The 17,991-nt window shown below is 71.4% G+C and carries 21 protein-coding genes; 13 read left to right on the forward strand and 8 right to left on the reverse strand.

The window, feature by feature from the left end; all coding sequences use genetic code 11:
* On the reverse strand, positions 1–642 hold a 642-nt coding region (locus VH969_RS03160), incomplete at its 3' end, for a trimethylamine methyltransferase family protein (protein ID WP_331970042.1).
* A 169-nt stretch (positions 643–811) separates the two neighbouring features.
* Between VH969_RS03160 and VH969_RS03165 the strand changes: the two genes are divergently transcribed.
* The 5 genes from VH969_RS03165 to VH969_RS03185 all read left to right on the forward strand — a co-directional run bounded on the left by VH969_RS03165 (position 812) and on the right by VH969_RS03185 (position 5,760).
* Positions 812–1,573 (forward strand): IclR family transcriptional regulator, encoded by a 762-nt coding sequence (locus VH969_RS03165; RefSeq protein WP_331970044.1) that lies wholly within the window; start codon positions 812–814, stop codon positions 1,571–1,573.
* Complete coding sequence (locus tag VH969_RS03170) at positions 1,570–2,232, forward strand: cobalamin B12-binding domain-containing protein (protein WP_331970046.1); 663 nt, start codon at positions 1,570–1,572, stop codon at positions 2,230–2,232. Before VH969_RS03165 ends, VH969_RS03170 begins: the two co-directional genes overlap by 4 nt.
* Positions 2,233–2,245: 13 nt before the next feature.
* Positions 2,246–3,118, forward strand: coding sequence for a dihydropteroate synthase (locus tag VH969_RS03175; RefSeq protein WP_331970049.1), 873 nt, complete (start codon positions 2,246–2,248; stop codon positions 3,116–3,118).
* Positions 3,119–3,341: 223 nt separating this feature from the next.
* A complete protein-coding gene (locus VH969_RS03180; RefSeq protein WP_331970051.1) occupies positions 3,342–5,162 on the forward strand; it encodes an ASKHA domain-containing protein in 1,821 nt (606 codons plus the stop codon).
* A gap of 7 nt (positions 5,163–5,169) precedes the next feature.
* Positions 5,170–5,760 carry a DUF1638 domain-containing protein gene (locus VH969_RS03185; RefSeq protein ID WP_331970053.1) on the forward strand — a complete coding sequence of 197 codons (591 nt, stop codon included), beginning with the start codon at positions 5,170–5,172 and terminating at the stop codon, positions 5,758–5,760.
* Between the two features lie 82 nt (positions 5,761–5,842).
* On the opposite strand, the gene VH969_RS03190 is transcribed toward VH969_RS03185, so the two are convergent.
* Entirely contained in the window at positions 5,843–6,646 is an 804-nt protein-coding gene (locus VH969_RS03190) for a methylenetetrahydrofolate reductase (protein ID WP_331970055.1), read from the reverse strand.
* Positions 6,647–6,730: 84 nt separating this feature from the next.
* Here VH969_RS03190 and VH969_RS03195 point away from each other — a divergent pair, with 84 nt between their 5' ends.
* Positions 6,731–7,501 (forward strand): IclR family transcriptional regulator, encoded by a 771-nt coding sequence (locus tag VH969_RS03195; RefSeq protein ID WP_331970058.1) that lies wholly within the window; start codon positions 6,731–6,733, stop codon positions 7,499–7,501.
* A gap of 244 nt (positions 7,502–7,745) precedes the next feature.
* Positions 7,746–8,033 (forward strand): DUF3040 domain-containing protein, encoded by a 288-nt coding sequence (locus VH969_RS03200; RefSeq protein WP_331970060.1) that lies wholly within the window; start codon positions 7,746–7,748, stop codon positions 8,031–8,033.
* Here the strand turns inward: VH969_RS03200 and VH969_RS03205 are convergent.
* The gene (locus VH969_RS03205) at positions 7,963–8,874 is read right to left on the reverse strand and encodes an alpha/beta fold hydrolase (protein ID WP_331970062.1); all 912 of its coding nucleotides are present in this window, start codon (positions 8,872–8,874) and stop codon (positions 7,963–7,965) included. The two genes, VH969_RS03200 and VH969_RS03205, sit on opposite strands and share 71 nt — an antisense overlap.
* Before the next feature lie 92 nt (positions 8,875–8,966).
* Between VH969_RS03205 and VH969_RS03210 the strand changes: the two genes are divergently transcribed.
* A complete protein-coding gene (locus tag VH969_RS03210; protein ID WP_331970064.1) occupies positions 8,967–9,575 on the forward strand; it encodes a TetR/AcrR family transcriptional regulator in 609 nt (202 codons plus the stop codon).
* 67 nt (positions 9,576–9,642) lie between these two features.
* Positions 9,643–10,581 carry an NAD-dependent epimerase/dehydratase family protein gene (locus tag VH969_RS03215; protein WP_331970066.1) on the forward strand — a complete coding sequence of 313 codons (939 nt, stop codon included), beginning with the start codon at positions 9,643–9,645 and terminating at the stop codon, positions 10,579–10,581.
* A 4-nt stretch (positions 10,582–10,585) separates the two neighbouring features.
* Here the strand turns inward: VH969_RS03215 and VH969_RS03220 are convergent, their stop codons facing one another.
* Positions 10,586–10,786, reverse strand: coding sequence for a hypothetical protein (locus VH969_RS03220; protein ID WP_331970068.1), 201 nt, complete (start codon positions 10,784–10,786; stop codon positions 10,586–10,588).
* 136 nt (positions 10,787–10,922) lie between these two features.
* Here VH969_RS03220 and VH969_RS03225 point away from each other — a divergent pair, with 136 nt between their 5' ends.
* Positions 10,923–11,798, forward strand: a complete 876-nt coding sequence (locus tag VH969_RS03225; protein ID WP_331970070.1) for a LysR family transcriptional regulator — start codon at positions 10,923–10,925, stop codon at positions 11,796–11,798.
* Here VH969_RS03225 and VH969_RS03230 read toward each other — a convergent pair.
* A complete protein-coding gene (locus tag VH969_RS03230) occupies positions 11,795–12,160 on the reverse strand; it encodes a DUF2304 domain-containing protein (protein ID WP_331970072.1) in 366 nt (121 codons plus the stop codon). The two genes, VH969_RS03225 and VH969_RS03230, sit on opposite strands and share 4 nt — an antisense overlap.
* 4 nt (positions 12,161–12,164) lie before the next feature.
* Positions 12,165–12,854, reverse strand: coding sequence for a polyprenyl-phospho-N-acetylgalactosaminyl synthase PpgS (ppgS, locus tag VH969_RS03235; protein ID WP_331970074.1), 690 nt, complete (start codon positions 12,852–12,854; stop codon positions 12,165–12,167).
* Positions 12,855–12,944: 90 nt separating this feature from the next.
* Here ppgS and VH969_RS03240 point away from each other — a divergent pair, with 90 nt between their 5' ends.
* The 3 genes from VH969_RS03240 to VH969_RS03250 are packed head-to-tail and all read left to right on the forward strand — an operon-like array spanning position 12,945 to position 15,516.
* On the forward strand, positions 12,945–14,234 hold the full coding sequence (locus VH969_RS03240) for a nucleotide sugar dehydrogenase (protein ID WP_331970076.1): 1,290 nt from the start codon (positions 12,945–12,947) through the stop codon (positions 14,232–14,234).
* 5 nt (positions 14,235–14,239) lie between these two features.
* A complete protein-coding gene (locus VH969_RS03245) occupies positions 14,240–14,854 on the forward strand; it encodes an acyltransferase (protein ID WP_331970087.1) in 615 nt (204 codons plus the stop codon).
* Positions 14,851–15,516: a class I SAM-dependent methyltransferase gene (locus VH969_RS03250; protein ID WP_331970079.1), complete on the forward strand. Its 666-nt coding sequence runs from the start codon at positions 14,851–14,853 to the stop codon at positions 15,514–15,516. Before VH969_RS03245 ends, VH969_RS03250 begins: the two co-directional genes overlap by 4 nt.
* Positions 15,517–15,557: 41 nt before the next feature.
* Here VH969_RS03250 and VH969_RS03255 read toward each other — a convergent pair whose 3' ends face one another.
* Positions 15,558–17,033, reverse strand: a complete 1,476-nt coding sequence (locus tag VH969_RS03255; protein ID WP_331970081.1) for a lipopolysaccharide biosynthesis protein — start codon at positions 17,031–17,033, stop codon at positions 15,558–15,560.
* A 38-nt stretch (positions 17,034–17,071) separates the two neighbouring features.
* On the reverse strand, positions 17,072–17,991 hold a 920-nt coding region (locus tag VH969_RS03260), incomplete at its 5' end, for a glycosyltransferase (RefSeq protein WP_331970083.1).

Genomic DNA, 17,991 nt, shown 5'->3' on the forward strand with positions numbered 1-17,991 from the left:
CAGCATCCGGTCGTCCCAGCGCAGCGGCGAGTTGCAGTTGATGAGCGAGATCGTGGCCGGCGTCTGCTCGATGGCCTCGCGGCCGCCGAAGAGGATCTCGGTCATCCGGATCGTGTCGGCCGCGTTCACCGCGGACACGACGTTGCCCATGTAGAACTTGTCGGTCAGCGTCTGCAGCGCGTAGGTCATGTCCAGATGGCGGGAGTCCAGCGGCGCGTCGTTCGGCTCGCAGATGATCCCGCCCGCGGTGTCCAGGATCGGGAAGCTCTGCGCGAGCTTGACGAAGTTCTCGAAGTCGGCGAGCGACCCGTCGCGGCGCACGTCGCCCTCGCGCACGAACGGCGGCCCGTAGACGCCGCCGAACACCATGTCGTCGCCGCCGATGTGCACGTTGTTCACGGGGTTGCGGGCCTGCACATCGAACTCGCGCGGCGCCTGCCCGACCTGTTCGAGAAGGAAGTCCGGATCGAACCGGACGCAGTTGTCCTCGACCTTCTGCCCCGCCTTGCGGAACAGCTCCAGCGCGCGGTCGGACAGGAACTCGACCCCGATCTCGGACACGATCCGGCGCCACCCGGAGTCGAGCACCTCCATCGCGTCCTGGGACAGGATCTCGTAACGCGGCAGCTGGTTGCGGAACATCGTTCTCCCTCTGCGCACTCCCTTGACGGCCGGTCTCGCCGGATCCTACGCTCGTGTTATGGAACTGTGGTTCCGTATTGTGGAACTCTGCCGTGGGCGAGGGTGACCCGCCGACACCGCTCGAGGCGAGGCGCGGGGCGACTGTTACGCACGAGGAACGAGGAACCGGGTGACAGGACCAGCGGGAAGCCAGGCAGTCGATCGCGCGGCGGCGCTGCTCGCGCTCGTCGTGGAGTCCGAGGAGCCCCGCACGTTCACCTCCCTCGTCGACGAGCTCGGCCTCGCGAAGTCCACGACCTCCCGGCTGCTGCACGCGCTCGAGCGCAACCGGCTGGTCCGCCGTGACCGTGCCGGCCTCTTCCGCGCCGGCCCCCTGTTCGCCGTCTACGCCGCGCAGCACGACACCTCCCAGGACCTGCTCGACGTCGCCCAGTCGACGCTCGACGAGATCGGCGAGCGCACCGGCGAGACCGTGAACCTCGCCGTCCCGCGCGGCGACGAGGTCGTGCAGGTCGCCCAGGTCGACGCCAGCTATCTCGTCGGCCTGACCAACTGGCTCGACGTGTCCGTGCCGCCGCACTGCTCCGCGCTGGGCAAGATCTTCTACGCCTGCAAGGTGATGACGCTGCCCGACGGCGACCTCCCCGCGCCACCGCGCGGGCGCCCGCTGTCCCGCCGCGAGCTCGACGCGGACCTCGTCGAGACCGCGCGCCGCGGCTGGGCGCTGACCTGGGAGGAGCTGGAGGAGGGGCTCGTCGCCGTCGCCGCGCCCGTGCACGCCCGCGACGGCACGGTCGTGGCCGCGGTCTCCGTCTCCGGCCCCACCACCCGCATCACGAAGGCCGACGCCGCCCGCCTCGGCGAGCAGCTGGCCGTCGACACGGCCGCCATCTCCCGCCAGCTCGGCTACCGAAGAAAGGCCACTCCATGAGCCCCGACGAGATCCTGAAGGCGCTGTACGACGAGACCCTCGTCGGAAACGCGCCGCGCGTGCTCGAACTGACCAACATGGGTCTCGACACGGGCATGTCGCCGGAGACCATGCTGTTCGACGCGCTCATCCCGTCGCTGGAGGAGGTCGGCGCCAGGTTCGAGCGCGGCGACTTCTTCGTGCCGGAGATGCTGATCGCCGGCAAGGCCATGAGCGGCGCGCTGGACGTGCTGCGCCCGCTGCTGGCCGACACCGGCGCGGAGACCGTCGGCACGTTCCTCATGGGCACGGTCAAGGGCGACGTGCACGACATCGGCAAGAACCTCGTCAACATCATGCTCGAAGGCGCCGGCTTCCACGTGATCGACCTCGGCGTGCAGGTGGCGCCGGAGAAGTTCGTCGCCGCGATCGAGGAGCACAAGCCGGACGTGGTCGGCTTCTCCGCGTTCCTCACCACGACCATGCCGATGTTCAAGGCCAACATCAACGCGCTGGAGAAGGCGGGCCTGCGCGACAAGGTCATCGTCATGGTCGGCGGTGCGCCGGTCACCCAGGAGTACGCGGACGCGGTCGGGGCGGACGGGTACGCGGCCGACGCGTCCGCCGCGGTCAAGCGGGCCAAGGAGCTCATCCACAAGCGCCGCGTCGCGGCCGTCTGATCCGGAGCGTCCCATGCAGACAGTCATCTCCTCGGCGAGCAGGACGGTCACCATCGGACCGGACGAGCCGTTCTGCATCATCGGCGAGCGGATCAACCCGACGGGCCGGTCGAAGTTCTCCGAGCAGCTGCGCGCCGGCGACCTGTCCCGCATCGAGGTCGACGTGACCCAGCAGCTCGCGGGCGGCGCGATGGTGCTGGACGTCAACATGGGCGTGCCGCTCACCGACGAGGCGGAGCTGCTGTGCTCGGCCGTCAAGATGGTGCAGGGCCTTACCGACCTGCCACTCGTGATCGACTCCTCGGTCGTCGAGGCGCTCGAGGCGGCCCTGGAGGTCTACCAGGGCAAGCCGCTGGTGAACTCGGTGACCGGCGAGCAGGAACGGCTCGACGGCATCCTCCCGCTGGTGCGCCGCTACGGCGCTGCGGTCATCGCGCTGCCCAACGAGGAGGACGAGATCCCCGACGACCCGCGCAAGCGGCTGGAGATCACGCGCAAGATCATCGACACCGCCGTCGGGCGGTACGACATCCCGCTCGCCGACATCGTGATCGACCCGCTCGCGATGCCGATCGGCGCGGACACGACGCTGGTCAACAAGACGCTCGAGACGATCTGGCTGATCCGCGAGGAGTTCGGCGTCAACATGACGCTCGGCGCCGGCAACGTGTCGTTCGGCATGCCCAACCGGCCCGTGCTCGGCGCGACGTTCCTGCCGATGGCCATGCACTGCGGGCTCACCTCGGCGATCATGGACGCGCGCAACCCGGTGATGGTCGAGGCCGTGAAGGCCGCGGACCTGCTGCTGGGCAACGACGCCTGGGGCGCCAACTGGATCGCCGCCCACCGCGCGAAGCTGCGAGCAGCCGAAGCCGCAACGCCATGACCTCGCGAGTCCAACACTCGCGCCCCGCGAGTCCAACATTCGCCCCACGGGAGTCCAACGCTCGCACCCCGCGAATCCGGCACGCCCACCCCGCGACCGGGGCACCGGACTCGCGCGGGCTGGGCGCTGGCCGCGTCGGCGCCACCCGAACACCGGACTCGCGCGGGCCGGGTGTTGGACTCGCGGGGGCGGAGTGTTGGACTCGCGGGTTTCGGGGAGCGCCATGACCGACCGGGTGCGGATCTCCTTCACGCCCAACGATCGTGAGGTCCGGGTGCCTGCCGGCGTGTCGGTGTTCGACGCGGCCAGCTGGCACGGCATCGCCATCGACTCGACCTGTGGTGGGCACGGCACGTGCCGCAAGTGCAAGGTCCGCGTCGACGGGCCGGTCGAGGTGTCCACATCGGATCCCCGGGCGTTCTCCCCGGCGGAGCTGGACGCGGGCTGGCGGCTCGCGTGCCTCGCGAAGGCGAACGAGGACCTGGCCGTCGAGGTGCCGCCGCTGGTGACCCGGCCGAAGGCGGCCACGGTCGGCGTCGGCCGGCAGGTGATCCTGCGGCCCGCGGTGCAGAAGCGGTGCGTGACGCTGACCGAACCGTCGCTCGCCGACCAGCAGTCCGATGTAGAGCGGCTGGTCGCCGCGCTGGACGACCTCGAGCTGACCGTCGACCTCCGGGCGGTGCGCAACCTGCCGAAAGCGTTGCGGGACAACGACTTCACCGTGACCGCGGTCGTGGTCGACGACCGGTTGGTCGACGTCGAGCCGGGCGACACCAGCGAGGAGCGTTACGGCATCGCGTTCGACCTCGGCACCACCACGGTCGTCGCGACCCTCCTCGACCTGTCCACCGGCACGCCGGCCGCGGTGCGCTCGATGCTCAACCGCCAGCAGCCGTTCGGCGCGGACGTCATCACCCGGATCAGCGCGACGATGCTCGACCCGGAGGCGATGGGCAGGCTCACCGCGGCCGCGCACGAGACGCTCGCGACGCTCGCCCGCGAGGTGTGCGAGGAGGCCGGCGTCAACCCGCTGCGGGTCTACGAGGTGGCGCTCGCGGGCAACGCGACGATGACCCAGTTGGCGCTCGGCATCGACCCCGAGCCGCTCGGCGTGGCCCCGTTCGTCATGGCCACCCGCTCGCTCCCCCGCGTGCTCGCAACCGACCTCGGCGTGCCGGTGCACCCGGGCGCGCCCGCGTACACGTTCCCGGCGCTCGGCGCGTACGTGGGCGGCGACATCGTCTCCGGGATGCTCGCGTCCGGAATGGACCGGGACAAGCGGCTGCGGCTGTTCGTGGACGTCGGTACGAACTGCGAGATCGTCCTCGGGGACAGCCGGCGGCTGCTCGCGACCGCCGCGCCGGCCGGGCCCGCGTTCGAGGGTGCGGCGATCCGCTGCGGCATGCGGGCCGCGGAGGGTGCGGTCGAGGTCGTGAAGATCGACCAGGACGACGTGCACCTGCAGGTGATCGGCGACGTCGAACCGGCCGGGCTGTGCGGGTCGGGCCTCGTGGACGCGGTCGCCGAGCTGGTCGCGATCGGGCTGCTGGACTCGTCGGGGCGGCTGCTGGCGGTCGACGCCGCGCAGGAGAAGTTCCCCAGGCTGGCCGGGCGGCTGCGTGAGGTCAACGGGGAGCGGGTGTTCGTACTCCACTGGTCCGGGGGGCAGCCCACCGTGTACCTGTCCCAGCGGGACGTGCGCGAGCTGCAGTTCGCGAAGGCGGCGATCGCGACCGGCTGGCGGCTGCTGGCCGAGGAGCTCGGCGTGACCGAGGGCGACATCCAGCAGGTGCTGCTGGCGGGTTCGTTCGGCTCGTACCTGTCGCCGGCCAACGCCGTGCGGATCGGGCTCGTGCCGAACATCTCCGTGCTGCGGATCGTCAGCGCGGGCAACGTGGCGGGCGAGGGCGCGAAGATGACGCTGCTCTCGATGCGCGAGCGCGCGGGGGCCGCGGCGCTGCTGGAGGAGGTGCGCTATGTCGAGCTCTCCGACCGTCCGGACTTCAACGACCGGTTCATCGACCAGCTCGCCTTCCCCGGCTGAGCTCGCGGTGATCGCGTGCGGGGCGCTTTCCCTGCACGTGTCGGAGATCGCCGCGCGCCGTGGCTGGCCGGTGGCCGTCCACCCGTTGCCGCCGCTGCTGCACAACCGTCCCGACCGGATCGCCGCCGCCGTGGAGTCCGCATTGGACACGCTCGGCGGGTACGACCGGGTGGCCGTGGCGTTCGCGGACTGCGGCACGTACGGCGCGCTGGACGAGGTCTGCGCGCGCCGCGGCGTGGCCCGCCTGGGCGGCGCGCACTGCTACGACGTTTTCGCCGGGGTGTCCCGCATGAAGGCGATGTTCGAGGCGGAGGCGGGCACCTACGTGCTCACCGACTTCCTCGTCCGCTCCTTCCGCCGCACGGTCGTCGCCGAGCTGGGCCTCGACCGGTACCCCCAGCTGCGGGACGACTACTTCCGCCACTACCGCCGCGTCGTCTGGCTCGCCCAGCGGCCGACCGACGAGCTGCGGGCACGGGCGGCGGACGCGGCGGCCGTGCTCGGGCTGCCGCTTTCCGTTGTGCCCGTGGGGGATGCGGGCCTGGAGCGGGAGCTCGCCGCTCTCGTCGCCCGGCGTTGCGGTCACGCCTCGTCGTAGCACAGGCCGAAGGGGTGCCCGGCGGGGTCGGTCCGAGATCTCAGGCCGCCAGCTTGCCCGACAACCACGTGCCCGCGCGTGTTCAGCCGCCGGCGCGCCACCGTTCGGTCTCGGCGACCTGGTTGAACGTGAACACGTGCAGCCCGGCCACCGCCATGCCGGGCTCGGACAGGACCGCTGCCGCGCGGTCGAGCAGCCGGTCCGGCGAGTAGACGGTCGCGAGCCGCGCGAACCACGCGAGGTGCCTGCCGAGGAAGCGGGCCGACTCCCCCACGCCGATCTTGCCGGCCATCGACAGTAGCTTGGTGCGCTCGACCGGGCCGGCGAGCCCGATCCGGATGGGCAGGTCGACACCCCGCCGCCGGACCCGGCGCACCCAGCCGGCCAGCACCTTCGCGTCGAAGCACAGGTTCGACACGATGTAGGTGGCGTGCATCCGCTTGTCCCACATGGCTTGCACGACGATGTCGTCGTCGATCGAGGGGTGGCTCTGCGGATAGCCGGTGATGCCGATTTCGCGGAAGGGCCTGCCCAGCGCGGTGAGCTCGGCGAGCAGCGGCAGCGCGCCGTCGTAGCGCCCGGCGGGTGGGTCGGCGTCTCCGGCCGGGACGAACACGTCCGCCACGCCGGCCGTGACGAGCCGGTCGACGATCTCCTCGAGATGGGTGCGGTCGACGACGAGACGGGCCGAGAGGTGCGGCACGACGCGGTAGCCGCGCTTGGTCAACCGCTCGGTGAGGTCGAGTGTCGGATCGAGACCCTTGGTGGGCGACGCGGTGATGGTGATCGTCACGTCGGTCGGCACCACCGAGGCGACGGCGTCCTCGATCGTGCGCGTGGGAATGACCTCGTAGCGGATGTCCCGGAACAACTCGACGTTGCGCATAGCCAAACTCGATTCGTCATACGCAATGGCGTCTCGCAGAGCGTAGCTCTCCATGGCGTTCGCTACAACGCTTATAGTTTCGCTATGAGCAACAAGGAGGCCGGCACCGGGGTTCAGTCGGTCGACCGCGCGATCAGCGTCCTGGAGATCCTGGCCCGGCAGGGCGAGGCCGGGGTCAGCGAGGTGGCCGCGGAGATCGAGGTCCACAAGTCGACCGCGTTCCGGTTGCTCAACGCGCTGGAGACGCGAGGGCTCGTCGAGCAGGCCGAGGACCGCGGCAAGTACCGGCTGGGGTTCGGCATCGTGCGGCTGGCGGGTGCGGTGTCCGGGGGCATGGACGTGACGCGGCACAGCCGCCCGGTGTGCGAGCGGCTGGCGCGCGAGCTCGGCGAGACGGTCAACATCGCGGTCGGCGAGTCGCACTACGCGGTCAACCTGGACCAGGTCCGCGGCCCGTCGGCGGTGACGGCGCACAACTGGGTCGGCCGGCTGACCCCGTTGCACGCGACGTCGAGCGGCAAGGTGCTCCTGGCCTACCGCAGCGAGAAGCGCCGCACGGAGCTGCTGTCGCACGGCATGGAGGCGTTCACCCCGCACACGGTGACGACGCGCAAGCAGCTGGCCGAGCAGCTGGCGGCGGTGTACGAGCGCGGGTACGCGGTTGCCGTCGAGGAGTATGAGATCGGCCTGAACGCGATCGCCGCGCCCATCCGTGGACACGACGGCAAGGTCTTCGCGGCGGTGAGCGCGTCGGGGCCCGCGTACCGGCTGACGGAGACCTTGATGCACGAGCAGGCCGCGGTCCTCATCCACGGCGCCGACGAGATCAGCCGCCGCCTCGGCTACCTCGGCTGACGCGCGCGCCGGTGGCCCCGCGACGGTTGTGCACCCGAGCCGGCTCTGGCATCCAGCCCATGCGGACGTGCCGCTCGCGCGCAACCGCGTACTCCGTTTGCTACAAAGCGAATCGCGCGCGAGCCGGTTGTGCGAGTCGGGCGAAAATCTTGAACGGCAAGGGTTTCCGGTTCCGCACGCGGGGTACAGGTAGCCCACTGGCTTCGGGCACGGCCCGAGCCGAGCCCGAGCGCGTGGAGCCGCCATGCTGAGCCATCACGAGGACCGGGAGCTCAGAGCAATCGAGCAATGGTTCGAGGAGTCCGATCCCGCACTCACGCGGATGTTGCGGAACTACGAAGCCCCGGAGCGAACACATCTCCGCCTGCTCATGCGCATCGGGATCGATGTGCTCGGGTCGGTCCTGTTCCTCCTCGGCGCGATCCTCGGCCAGCCGGTCCTCGTGGTGGTCGCGTTCCTGCTCATCGTCGTCGGGGTGTGTCTCCATCTAGCGGCCGGAGGCCGGCGTCGGCGGCAGACGCGAGATCGCTGATCTCGTCCACCATCGCGGCCCACTGCGGGCCCGCCGGGACATGCCCCATCTCGGGGTAGAGCAGGAACCTCGCACCCGGGATGGCCTCCGCAGTGGCCCTCCCGGCCTTCCAGTGGCACAACGTGTCGCTCTTGCCGTGGACGACGAGCACCGGGCAGGTGATCGCGGCCAGCTGCGGGCGCCGGTCGCCGGCGGCGAGCAGCGCGGCGAACAGCCGCTCGTCGCCCTTGGCGTCCACCCCGTGGTCGAACGCGAGCCGGCCGGCCTCCCGCCACTGCGCGACATCCTCGTCGAGCACCGGGTTCGCGAGTGCGCGGAAGACCTTCGCCCACTTCTCGCCTTCGTCGTCCCGGGTCTTCGAGTCCTTGGACATGACGCCGAACACCCGCAGGACCGTCCGCAGCTTCGGCCGGTTCAGCCGCAGCGACCGCGACGGGTTCACCGACTGCATGGTGACGCTGCGGACCCGGTGCGGATGCCGGGCGGCGACGAGCTGCGCGATCACACCGCCGAACGAGCCACCCATGAGGTGGGCGCTGTCCCAGCCCACCGCGTCCAGCACGGCGATCACGTCATCGGCGACCGCACCGAGCGTGTACGCGGGGCGCTCCTTGCGCGGGAGATCGTCGTACCAGCTCAGGCGCGTGGACAGGCCCTTGTCCCGGTTGTCCATCCGCACCACCTGGAAACCCCGGTCGACGAGCAGCCGCAGGACGTCGTCGGGCCACATCACCAGCTGACCACCGGAGCCCTGCAGCAACAGCAGCGGCGTGCCGTCCGCCGGGCCGATGCGTTCGTAGGCGATCTCGAGCTCGCCGCTCCGGGCCTTCTCGATGTTCATTCCCCCACCCCCCAGATCAGTTTCCCAATGCACTGCATCGTAACAATCGGTCATGATTTTTGCAATGCGCCGCATTGTGAAAAGCTGGGCCGGTGCCGAAGAAGATCGACCACCAGACCCGCCGCCTCGAGCTGACCGAGGCGCTGTGGCGGATCACCCGCCGGGAGGGCTGGGACGCGATCAGCCTGCGCAAGGTGGCGGCCGAGGCCGGCGTGTCGATGGGGATGGTGCAGCACTACTTCACGACGAAGGACGAGATGCTGGCCTTCGCGATCGAGATGATCTCGGAGGACGCGCGCATGCGGATCCGCGCGCGGATCGCGAAGCTGCCGCAGCCGGTCCCGCCCCGGCGGCTCGTGTGGACGGTCCTGTCGGAGATGCTCCCCCGCCCGTCCCGCCGCGCCACGGAGGTCGAGGCGGCGGACGTGTTCGTCCGGCGGTTCATGCTGAGCCCACGCAGCGCCGCCCGCTTCCGCGCGGACGGCGCCGAGCTGCGCACGGCAGTCAGGGACCAGATCTTGCTGGCACGCAAGGGATCCGAGGCGGATGCCGACCGCGACGCGGGCGGGCTGATCGCGCTCTTCAACGGGCTGATGTTCGAGTTCGTGGCGGGCGACCAGACCTCCGAGACCGCGCTGGCGACGCTGCGGGCCCAGATCGAGTTCGTCTTCGGCCCGGCCGAACCGGGCGAGCTGGACTGAGCCGCCGCCGGAGGAGCGCGCCGCCACCCATACGATGGGACGTCCGCGATCTGGAAGGGAAGTGTCCGTGCGCGCACTGGTCACCGGCGGTGCCGGGTTCATCGGATCGACGCTGGTCGACCGGCTGCTGTCCGACGGACACGAGGTGACCGTCGTGGACAACCTGTGCCGGGACAGCCTCGCGAACCTGGCCGGCGCGCAGGACACCGGGCGACTCACCGTGCACCGGCTGGACATCAACGACCCCGCGCTCGCCGGCGTGTTGGCCGAGGCCGCGCCCGAGGTCGTCTACCACCTGGCCGCGCAGATCGACGTGCGGCACAGCGTCGCCGACCCGCAGGACGACGCCACCCGCAACGTGCTCGGCACGATCGCGGTGGCCGAGGCCGCCCGCCGGGCCGGCACGCGCAAGGTCGTGTTCGCCTCGTCCGGCGGCTCGATCTACGGCTCGCCCGAGGACCTTCCCGTCGACGAGACCGCCGCGATCAACCCGAAGTCCCCGTACGGCGCGGGCAAGGTCGCCGGCGAGGTGTACCTCAACGCCTACCGCGAGCTGTATGGCCTCGAGTGCACGCACCTCGCGCTGGCCAACGTCTACGGCCCGCGCCAGGACCCGCGCGGCGAGGCGGGCGTGGTCGCGATCTTCGCGGGTGCGCTGCTGACCGGTCGCCCGACGAAGGTCTACGGCGACGGGGCCAACACCCGCGACTACGTCTACGTCGGCGACGTGGTGTCCGCGTTCGTCGCGGCGTCGGGCGAAGCGGGCGGCGGCCGCCGGTACAACATCGGCACCGGCGTGCAGACCTCCGACCGGGAGCTGCACACGCTCGTCGCCGCGGCGGCCAACGCCGCCGACGAGCCGGAGATGGCCCCGGCCCGCCTGGGCGACCTGCGGGCGTCCGCACTGGACGCGAGCGCGGCAGCCACCGACCTGGGCTGGCGCCCGGAGATCGGCATCGCCGAGGGCGTCCGGCAGACCGTCGAGTACTTCCGCAAGCTGACCTGAACGGCTAGCCGCCGGCTGGGTCGGGTCGTGCCCGGAGCACCCCGCGGCGCCCGGCCGGGTGGGTGCGGGAAGCGGTCCTGGACAGGATCCGCAACAAGCCGCGCCGCCGCCTGGGCTCCGGCTCGACGGGCGCGTCCGGAAGTGCGGACTGCGCCAGCGCACGGGTGCCCCCCACGGCGAGGTCGGCGGGAACGAAGATCGACATCAGAGACTCTTTTCCTTGGCGGGTAACTGGTTTTCGCGCGCCGGTGAGGTACCTGCTTCGAAGCTAGGCCCGCCGTTCTGATACGTCCAATGCAAGTGTTTGCCTGATCTCATGCAGTGCGCGCATGATGTGGAGAATGGAGCTCCGCCATCTCCGCTCGTTCGTCGTCGCCGCGGAGGAACTGCACGTCGGCCGGGCCGCGTCCCGGCTGCACCTGACCCAGCCGTCGCTGAGCCGGCAGATCGCCGCCCTCGAACGCGACGTCGGTGTGCCGCTGTTCACACGCGTCCGCCGCCGGTTCGGGCTCACGCCGGCCGGCGAGGTCTTCCTGGCCGCCGCGCGCGACATCGTGCGCCGCGCCGACGACGCGGCACGCGACGCGCAGCGGGCCCACCGGGGCGAGCTCGGCACGCTGCGGCTGGGCTTCGTCCAGTCGGCGACGTTCGAGGCCATGCCCCGGCTGCTCGCCGCGTTCCGGGCGGCGCACCCCGACGTCACCCTCACCGTCTCGGCCATGACGACCCTCCGCCAGGTGGAGGCGCTGCGGGACGGCCACATCGACGTCGGCCTGCTCCGGCCGCCGATCAGCGAGCCGACGCTGACCACGCGGGTGGTCTCGCGCGACCCGCTGGTCGTGGCGCTGCCGGGCGGTCACCCGCTCACCCGGCGCGAGCGGGTGCCGCTGGCCGCACTCGCCGAGGAGCCGTTCGTGCTCTACACGCGCGAGTTCGGCCCGGCGGTGCAGGACGCGATCATCGGCCACTGCATGGCCGCCGGGTTCACACCGCGGATCGTCCAGGAGGCCGCCGGCGTGCAGACGATCGTGTCGCTCGTCGCGGCCGGGCTCGGCGTGTCCCTGCTAATCGCGCCGACCCCGCCGACCGCGGAGCGGGCCGTCGCCTACCGGCCGATCAGCGACGACATACCCACGTGGGAGCTGGTGCTGGCGTGGCCGACCGACAACCGGAAAGCGGTGCTGGACCGATTCCTCGCGGTGGCCGAACAGGCCTAGTGCAGGGTGCCGTCGTGCTCGGTGTCGGTCGGCTCCGGGCTCTCCGCGCTGCGCAGGGCGACCGCGCGCGCCAGCCGCGCGTAGCGCAGCTCCAGCTCCTTGAACCGCAGGTACGTGTTGATCGTGGCGAAGCCGAACGCCACCACGAGCGCGTAGAGCACCAGGTCGGTACCCCGGCCGACGCCGACGAGCGACGCGAGCCGGCTGACCAGGCTCGGCGCCACGACCGCGAACACGCCGAACACCAGGAACAGCGCGAAGCCGAGCTTGACCAGCGCGCCCGCGCGGGTGGTGCCGTGGTGACGCAGGAAGAAGACGACCAGCAGCACGACGGCCAGGATGAGGATGTACTGGATCAGCATGTGACTACCTCCTGGCGTTCGTCCGCAGCAGGGCGTCGAACAGGATGTTCACGCCGTTGATCAGGGACTGGCCCTTCGCCATCGAGTACTCGGTGTACAGGATCGTCACCGGCTCCTCGGCCACCCGCCACTGTTCGCGGGCGATCATCTCCACGATCTGCGACGCGTGCCCCATGCCGTTCAGCGTGATGTTCAAGCCGTCGGCGACCGTCTTGTTGAACGCCCGCAGCCCGTTGTGCGCGTCGGTGAGCTTCAGCTTCCGCAGCGCCGGCGACAGCTGGACCACGGTCTTCAGCACGAAGCGCTTCAGGAACGGGATGTTCTCGGTCTCCTCGTGGAACCGGGTGCCCAGCACGATGTCCAGCGGCTCGTGCCGCAGCCGCTCGATCATCCGCTCGACGTCCTTGACCTGGTGCTGGCCGTCCGCGTCGAACGTGACGAAGTACTGCGCGCCCGGCTGCGAGCGGGCGTACTCGACGCCGGTCTGCAGTGCCGCGCCCTGCCCGAGGTTGACCGGGTGGCGCACCAGGTGGGCGCCGGACAGCCGGATCTGCTCGGCGGAGCGGTCCTTGCTGCCGTCGTCCACGCAGACCACGTTGGGGAACGTCGCCCGGACCTCGCGGACCACCTCGGCGATGACCGGTGCCTCGTTGAAGACCGGTACCACCAGCCACACGTCACGCTGGTCGCCCAACGTCGCCTCCCGGAGTCGAGTCTTGACACGGGAAGGCTACCGGCGTACCGGCGGACGGACGGGTGGGGAGGGGCGTTTAGGCTGCGACGCGTGAAAATCGCTGTCATCGCCCTCGGGAAGATCGGTCTTCCCCTCGCCGTCCAGTTCGCCGCCAAGGGCCACGAGGTCGTGGGCGTCGACGTGAACGCCGACGTCGTGGACATGGTCAACCGTGCGGTCGAGCCGTTCCCCGGCGAGGCGCACCTGCAGGAGAAGCTGGCCGAGCTCGTACCGGCCGGCAACCTGCGCGCCACCACGGACTACGGCGACGCGGTGCCCGGCGCGGACGCGGTCGTGCTCGTCGTGCCGCTGTTCGTCGACGACGAGGCCCGCCCGGACTTCGGCTGGATGGACGCGGCCACCGAGGAGCTGGCGCGCCACCTCACCAAGGGCACGCTGGTGTCCTACGAGACCACGCTCCCCGTCGGCACCACGCGCACCCGGTGGAAGCCCATGCTCGAGAAGGGTTCCGGGCTGACCGAGGGCACCGACTTCCACCTCGTCTTCTCCCCCGAGCGCGTGCTGACCGGCCGGGTCTTCGCCGACCTGCGCAAGTACCCCAAGCTGATCGGCGGGCTGTCCGCGGCCGGCGCGCAGCGGGCCCGGGAGTTCTACGAGGCCGTGCTGGACTTCGACGACCGCCCCGACCTCGCCCGGCCGAACGGCGTGTGGGACCTCGGCTCCGCGGAGGCGAGCGAGCTCGCGAAGCTCGCCGAGACCACCTACCGCGACGTGAACATCGGGTTGGCCAACCAGTTCGCCCGCTTCGCCGCGACCGCCGGCATCGACGTCTACCAGGTCATCGAGGCGTCCAACTCCCAGCCGTACAGCCACATCCACCAGCCGGGCATCGCGGTCGGCGGGCACTGCATCCCCGTCTACCCGCGGCTGTACCTGTGGAACGACCCGGAGGCGACCGTCGTGCGCGCGGCCCGCGAGGCCAACGCCGGCATGCCCGGCTACACGATCGGCCTGCTGGAGGGCGTGCACGGCGAGCTGACCGGCCAGCGGGTGGTCGTGTTGGGTGCGGCCTACCGCGGCGGCGTGAAGGAGACCGCGTTCTCCGGCGTGTTCGCCACCGTGCAGGCCCTGCGGGACCGGGGCGCGACCGCGCTGGTGCACGACCCCATGTACAGCGACGAGGAGCTGCGCGCGTTCGGCTTCGAGCCCTACCACCTCGGCGAGAAGGTCGACGCCGCCGTCGTGCAGGCCGACCACGCCGAGTACGCGAAGCTCGGCCCGGACGACCTGCCCGGCATCGCCACGTTCGTCGACGGCCGGCGGGTGAGCTCGGCCGACGCGTGGCCGGGCGTCGGCTACCGCGCGATCGGGAAGGCGTGAGCGGCATGGTCTTCGTGGCGCAGACCGCGCAGGTCGCGGAGGGCGCGAAGCTGGGCGAGGGCACCAAGATCTGGGACCAGGCGCAGGTGCGCGAGGACGCGCAGCTCGGTGAGAACTGCATCGTCGGGCGCGGCGCGTACATCGGCACCGGCGTGCGGCTCGGCGACAACTGCAAGGTCCAGAACCTCGCGCTGGTGTACGAGCCCGCCCAGCTCGCGGACGGCGTGTTCATCGGTCCGGCGGTGGTGCTCACCAACGACACGTACCCGCGCGCGGTCAACCCGGACGGCAGCCAGAAGAGCGCGTCGGACTGGCAGGCGGTCGGCGTGACGATCGAGCGGGGCGCCGCGATCGGAGCCCGCGCGGTCTGCGTGGCGCCGGTGCGCATCGGCGCGTGGGCCACCGTGGCGGCCGGCGCCGTGGTGACCAAGGACGTGCCGGACTTCGGCCTGGTGGTGGGCGTGCCCGCGCGGCGCGTCGGCTGGGTCGGCAAGGCGGGCGCGCCGTTGCGCGAGGAGGGCGGGCGCTGGGTGTGCCCGCTGACCGGCGCCACCTACACCGAGCGCGACGGAGTGCTCACGCAGGACGCCGACGGCACTGCGCTAGGGTCCCCGTCGTGAGCAGTATTCGATCCGTCGTGTCCACGTTGAGCAAGAACCCGCTGGTGCTGAAGGTGCGCAAGACCGCCTTCAAGGGCACCACCGAGTACTGGGAGAGCCGCTACGCCAAGGGCGGCAACTCCGGTGCCGGCTCGTACGGCCGCGAGGCCGAGTGGAAGGCGGAGGTCGTCAACGACTGGGTGGCCGAGCTCGGCGTGGCGTCCGTGGTCGACCTGGGCTGCGGGGACGGCAACCAGCTCGGCCTGGCCAAGTACCCGCGCTATCTCGGGATGGACCCGTCGGCGACCGCGGTGCGCATGTGCATGGAGCGCTTCGCCGACGACCCGACGAAGAGCTTCCTCGCCTACGACCCGCAGGCACTGGCCGACCCGGCCGGCTGGCTGCGCGGCGACCTCGCGCTGTCGATGGAGGTCATCTTCCACCTCATCGAGGAAGAGCTGTTCGAGAACTACATGACCCGCCTGTTCGCGAGCGCCGAACGGTACGTGGTCATCTGCAGCAACGACACCAGCGGCAGCGAGCAGGGCCCGACCGAGCGGCACCGCGACTTCACCAAGTGGATCGAGCGGACACAGCAGGAGTGGGAGCTCGACCGCCGCGTCGAGCCGCCGTCGGACATCAACCTGATGTCGTCGTTCTTCCTGTACAAGCGGAAGGCCTGACGAGCGGACGTCCGAAGAGTCCGAAGAGGACGGGCTGACGCTCAGCGGCGGCGCAGCCCCGGGATCGGCAGCTTCGCCACGTCGGCGCGGTTGAGCAGCCACCAGATCGCCAGGAAGACGAGCGCGCACACCGGGTCGAGCAGCAGCGGCAGGTTCGTCACGTGTGCCACGACGACCAGCCCGACCGCGATCGCGACGCCCAGGACGACCTTGCCGTACACCAGGCCCCAGTGGTGGCCGTCCTTGCGCCACACCCACGCGATCGGGATCGCCGCGATCGTGATCGTGCCGCACAGGTAGCCGATCGCCACGCCGTTCAGGCCCAGGCGCGGCGCGAGGACGAGCCAGAGCACCACGCCCAGCGTCATCCCGATGATGCTCGAGATCGTGTTGATCATCATGCCCCGCCGCGAGCGGGTGTTCAGCGCGTTCACCGATGCCACGCACAGGTTCGTGGCGAGCACCGCGATCACCAGCACGGGCAACAGCTTCTCCGCGCCCGCGAACTTCGCGCCCCACACCACGGCGACGATCAGCCTGCTGCACAACATGATCGAGCAGAAGATCGCCACCATCGTCACGGCGAGCGCGCGGGTGGCGTTGTTGGTCTGCGCGCGGAACGCGGTCATGTCGCCGCGGCCGAACGTCTCGGACAGCGACGGCAGCAGCACCAGCGTCAGCGACGTGGCCAGCAGCGACGCCGGGGTGGCCAGCGCGATCGCGGACGCGTACTGGCCGGCGTCGGCGTCGCCGGCGGCCAGCTTCGCCGCGATCTGGGACAGCTGCAGGAAACCGGTGCTGGCGAGCGTGCCGATCGCGCCCAGCACGACGAACCCGTCCAGCTCGCGGCGCCGGGCGCGGTCGACCTTGCCGCGCGCGCCGTACGGCCAGCCGGCCAGCGTGTAGAGCCCGTAGGTGAGCACGAGCGGCAGGACCAGGGCGGTGCTGCGCACGCCACCGACCAGCAGCACGACCAGACAGCCCAGGCCGAGCACCACGCTCGTGACGTCCCACATGGTCGCCCGCAGGACCTGCCCCGCGCCGAACTGGACGCCGCGGGTGAAGCTGTAGCCGGAGTACGCGATCGTCAGCGCGGCCACGCTCAGCGCGTCCGGCCACGAGCCCCGGTCGACCAGCACCCAGAGCGGCAGGCACACCGCGCCGAGCAGCAGCCCGGTCTGCATCGTGCGCATCCGCAGGTGCGCGGCGGTCGACCGCAGCTCCTCCGGCCTAGCGGCTCCGCGAGCGCGCGCGAGGAACATCGACGCCGCGCTGCCGGTGGTCGTCGGCCAGAGCAGCGCGAGCGTCAGCGACATCGCGATCGCGGACGCCACCTCGCCGAGCACGCTCTTGCCCGCGATGTGTCCAACCAGGAACGACGTGGCGAACCGCAGGATCCCTTGCGCCACAAGGCCGGTCGTGCTGTAGACGCTGCCGCGCGCGAGCGAGGTGGCGATCGGCCGGTCGAGCCGCACCGGGCGCAGCATCCGCGCGAGCGGGTTCTCCTTCTCGACCATGGTTGCCCGCGGGGTTGTCGGCGGGGTTGTCGGCGGGGTCACCGGCGGGCCGCCACGACTTCGCGGTGCACGCGGGCGACGGTGTCCACGGCGTGCTCGACGCCGTGCCGGTCGCGCACCCACTTCCGCGCCACCTCCGGGTCGTGGGCCTGGCTGCCGTCGAGCAGCGCGCGCACGGCCTCGGCCGCCTCCGGCACGCTCCCGCCGTACACGGGCGGGTCGACGTCGGTGTAGAGCGGCAGGGGCACCGGCACCACCAGCGGCGTGCCCGCGGCGAGCGCCTCGACCTCGCTCGCGGCGAGGATGCCCGCGGTCTGTCCGATCACGACGTTCGACCCGGACAGCAGTTCGAGGTAGCCCGCGTGGTCGCGGCGGGGCACCAGGCGCACGCCGAGCGCGGCGGCCTCGGCGGCCTGCGGGCCCCAGTCGACGCCGACCACGTCCGCCTCGTCCCCGACCGCGGCGACGACCGCGCGGGCCACCGCGAGCTGGCCGGCGGCCGGGTCGGTGCTGTCCTTGTCCGCGGTCCACCGGGACGCGAACACCACGCGCGGCCGCCCCTCCCCCGGCTGCCACGGCTCGACGGCGTCCACGTCGACCGGCACCGGGACGTAGACGGCGTCCTCGCGGTGCGGCAGCACGTGCTCGGCGAGGTCGGGGGTGGAGAAGAACACGGCCTCGGCGTCGCGCAGGCCGCCGCGGATGCCGGCCTGGCGCGCGGGGTCGTACTGGGCGGTGCGCACGTCGGTGCCGTGGCAGTGCAGCACGTACCGGGGGGCGCCGAGCCGGGCGTGCGCCAGCGTGGACGCGGAGTGCACGTGGACGATGTCGTGCCGCCGGGCCTGCACCCGCAGTCGCGCGACCCAGGCGCCGCCGATCGCCGCGCGCCGGGCCTTGCCGGTGATCCCCCGCCACTGCTGGTCCGGCGCGGCCTTCGGCAGGTAGTGCCAGACGTACC

The organism is Actinophytocola sp. (assembly GCF_036555685.1).
Classification (GTDB): Bacteria; Actinomycetota; Actinomycetes; order Mycobacteriales; family Pseudonocardiaceae; genus Actinophytocola.

Coding starts and splice junctions, on each gene's coding strand:
- VH969_RS03170 (WP_331970046.1), top strand. CDS start 1,570: ATGAGCCCCGACGAGATCCTGAAGGCGCTGTACGACGAGACCCTCGTC.
- VH969_RS03175 (WP_331970049.1), top strand. CDS start 2,246: ATGCAGACAGTCATCTCCTCGGCGAGCAGGACGGTCACCATCGGACCG.
- VH969_RS03180 (WP_331970051.1), top strand. CDS start 3,342: ATGACCGACCGGGTGCGGATCTCCTTCACGCCCAACGATCGTGAGGTC.
- VH969_RS03190 (WP_331970055.1), bottom strand. CDS start 6,646: ATGCGCAACGTCGAGTTGTTCCGGGACATCCGCTACGAGGTCATTCCC.
- VH969_RS03195 (WP_331970058.1), top strand. CDS start 6,731: ATGAGCAACAAGGAGGCCGGCACCGGGGTTCAGTCGGTCGACCGCGCG.
- VH969_RS03200 (WP_331970060.1), top strand. CDS start 7,746: ATGCTGAGCCATCACGAGGACCGGGAGCTCAGAGCAATCGAGCAATGG.
- VH969_RS03205 (WP_331970062.1), bottom strand. CDS start 8,874: ATGAACATCGAGAAGGCCCGGAGCGGCGAGCTCGAGATCGCCTACGAA.
- VH969_RS03220 (WP_331970068.1), bottom strand. CDS start 10,786: ATGTCGATCTTCGTTCCCGCCGACCTCGCCGTGGGGGGCACCCGTGCG.
- VH969_RS03225 (WP_331970070.1), top strand. CDS start 10,923: ATGGAGCTCCGCCATCTCCGCTCGTTCGTCGTCGCCGCGGAGGAACTG.
- VH969_RS03230 (WP_331970072.1), bottom strand. CDS start 12,160: ATGCTGATCCAGTACATCCTCATCCTGGCCGTCGTGCTGCTGGTCGTC.
- VH969_RS03245 (WP_331970087.1), top strand. CDS start 14,240: ATGGTCTTCGTGGCGCAGACCGCGCAGGTCGCGGAGGGCGCGAAGCTG.
- VH969_RS03255 (WP_331970081.1), bottom strand. CDS start 17,033: ATGGTCGAGAAGGAGAACCCGCTCGCGCGGATGCTGCGCCCGGTGCGG.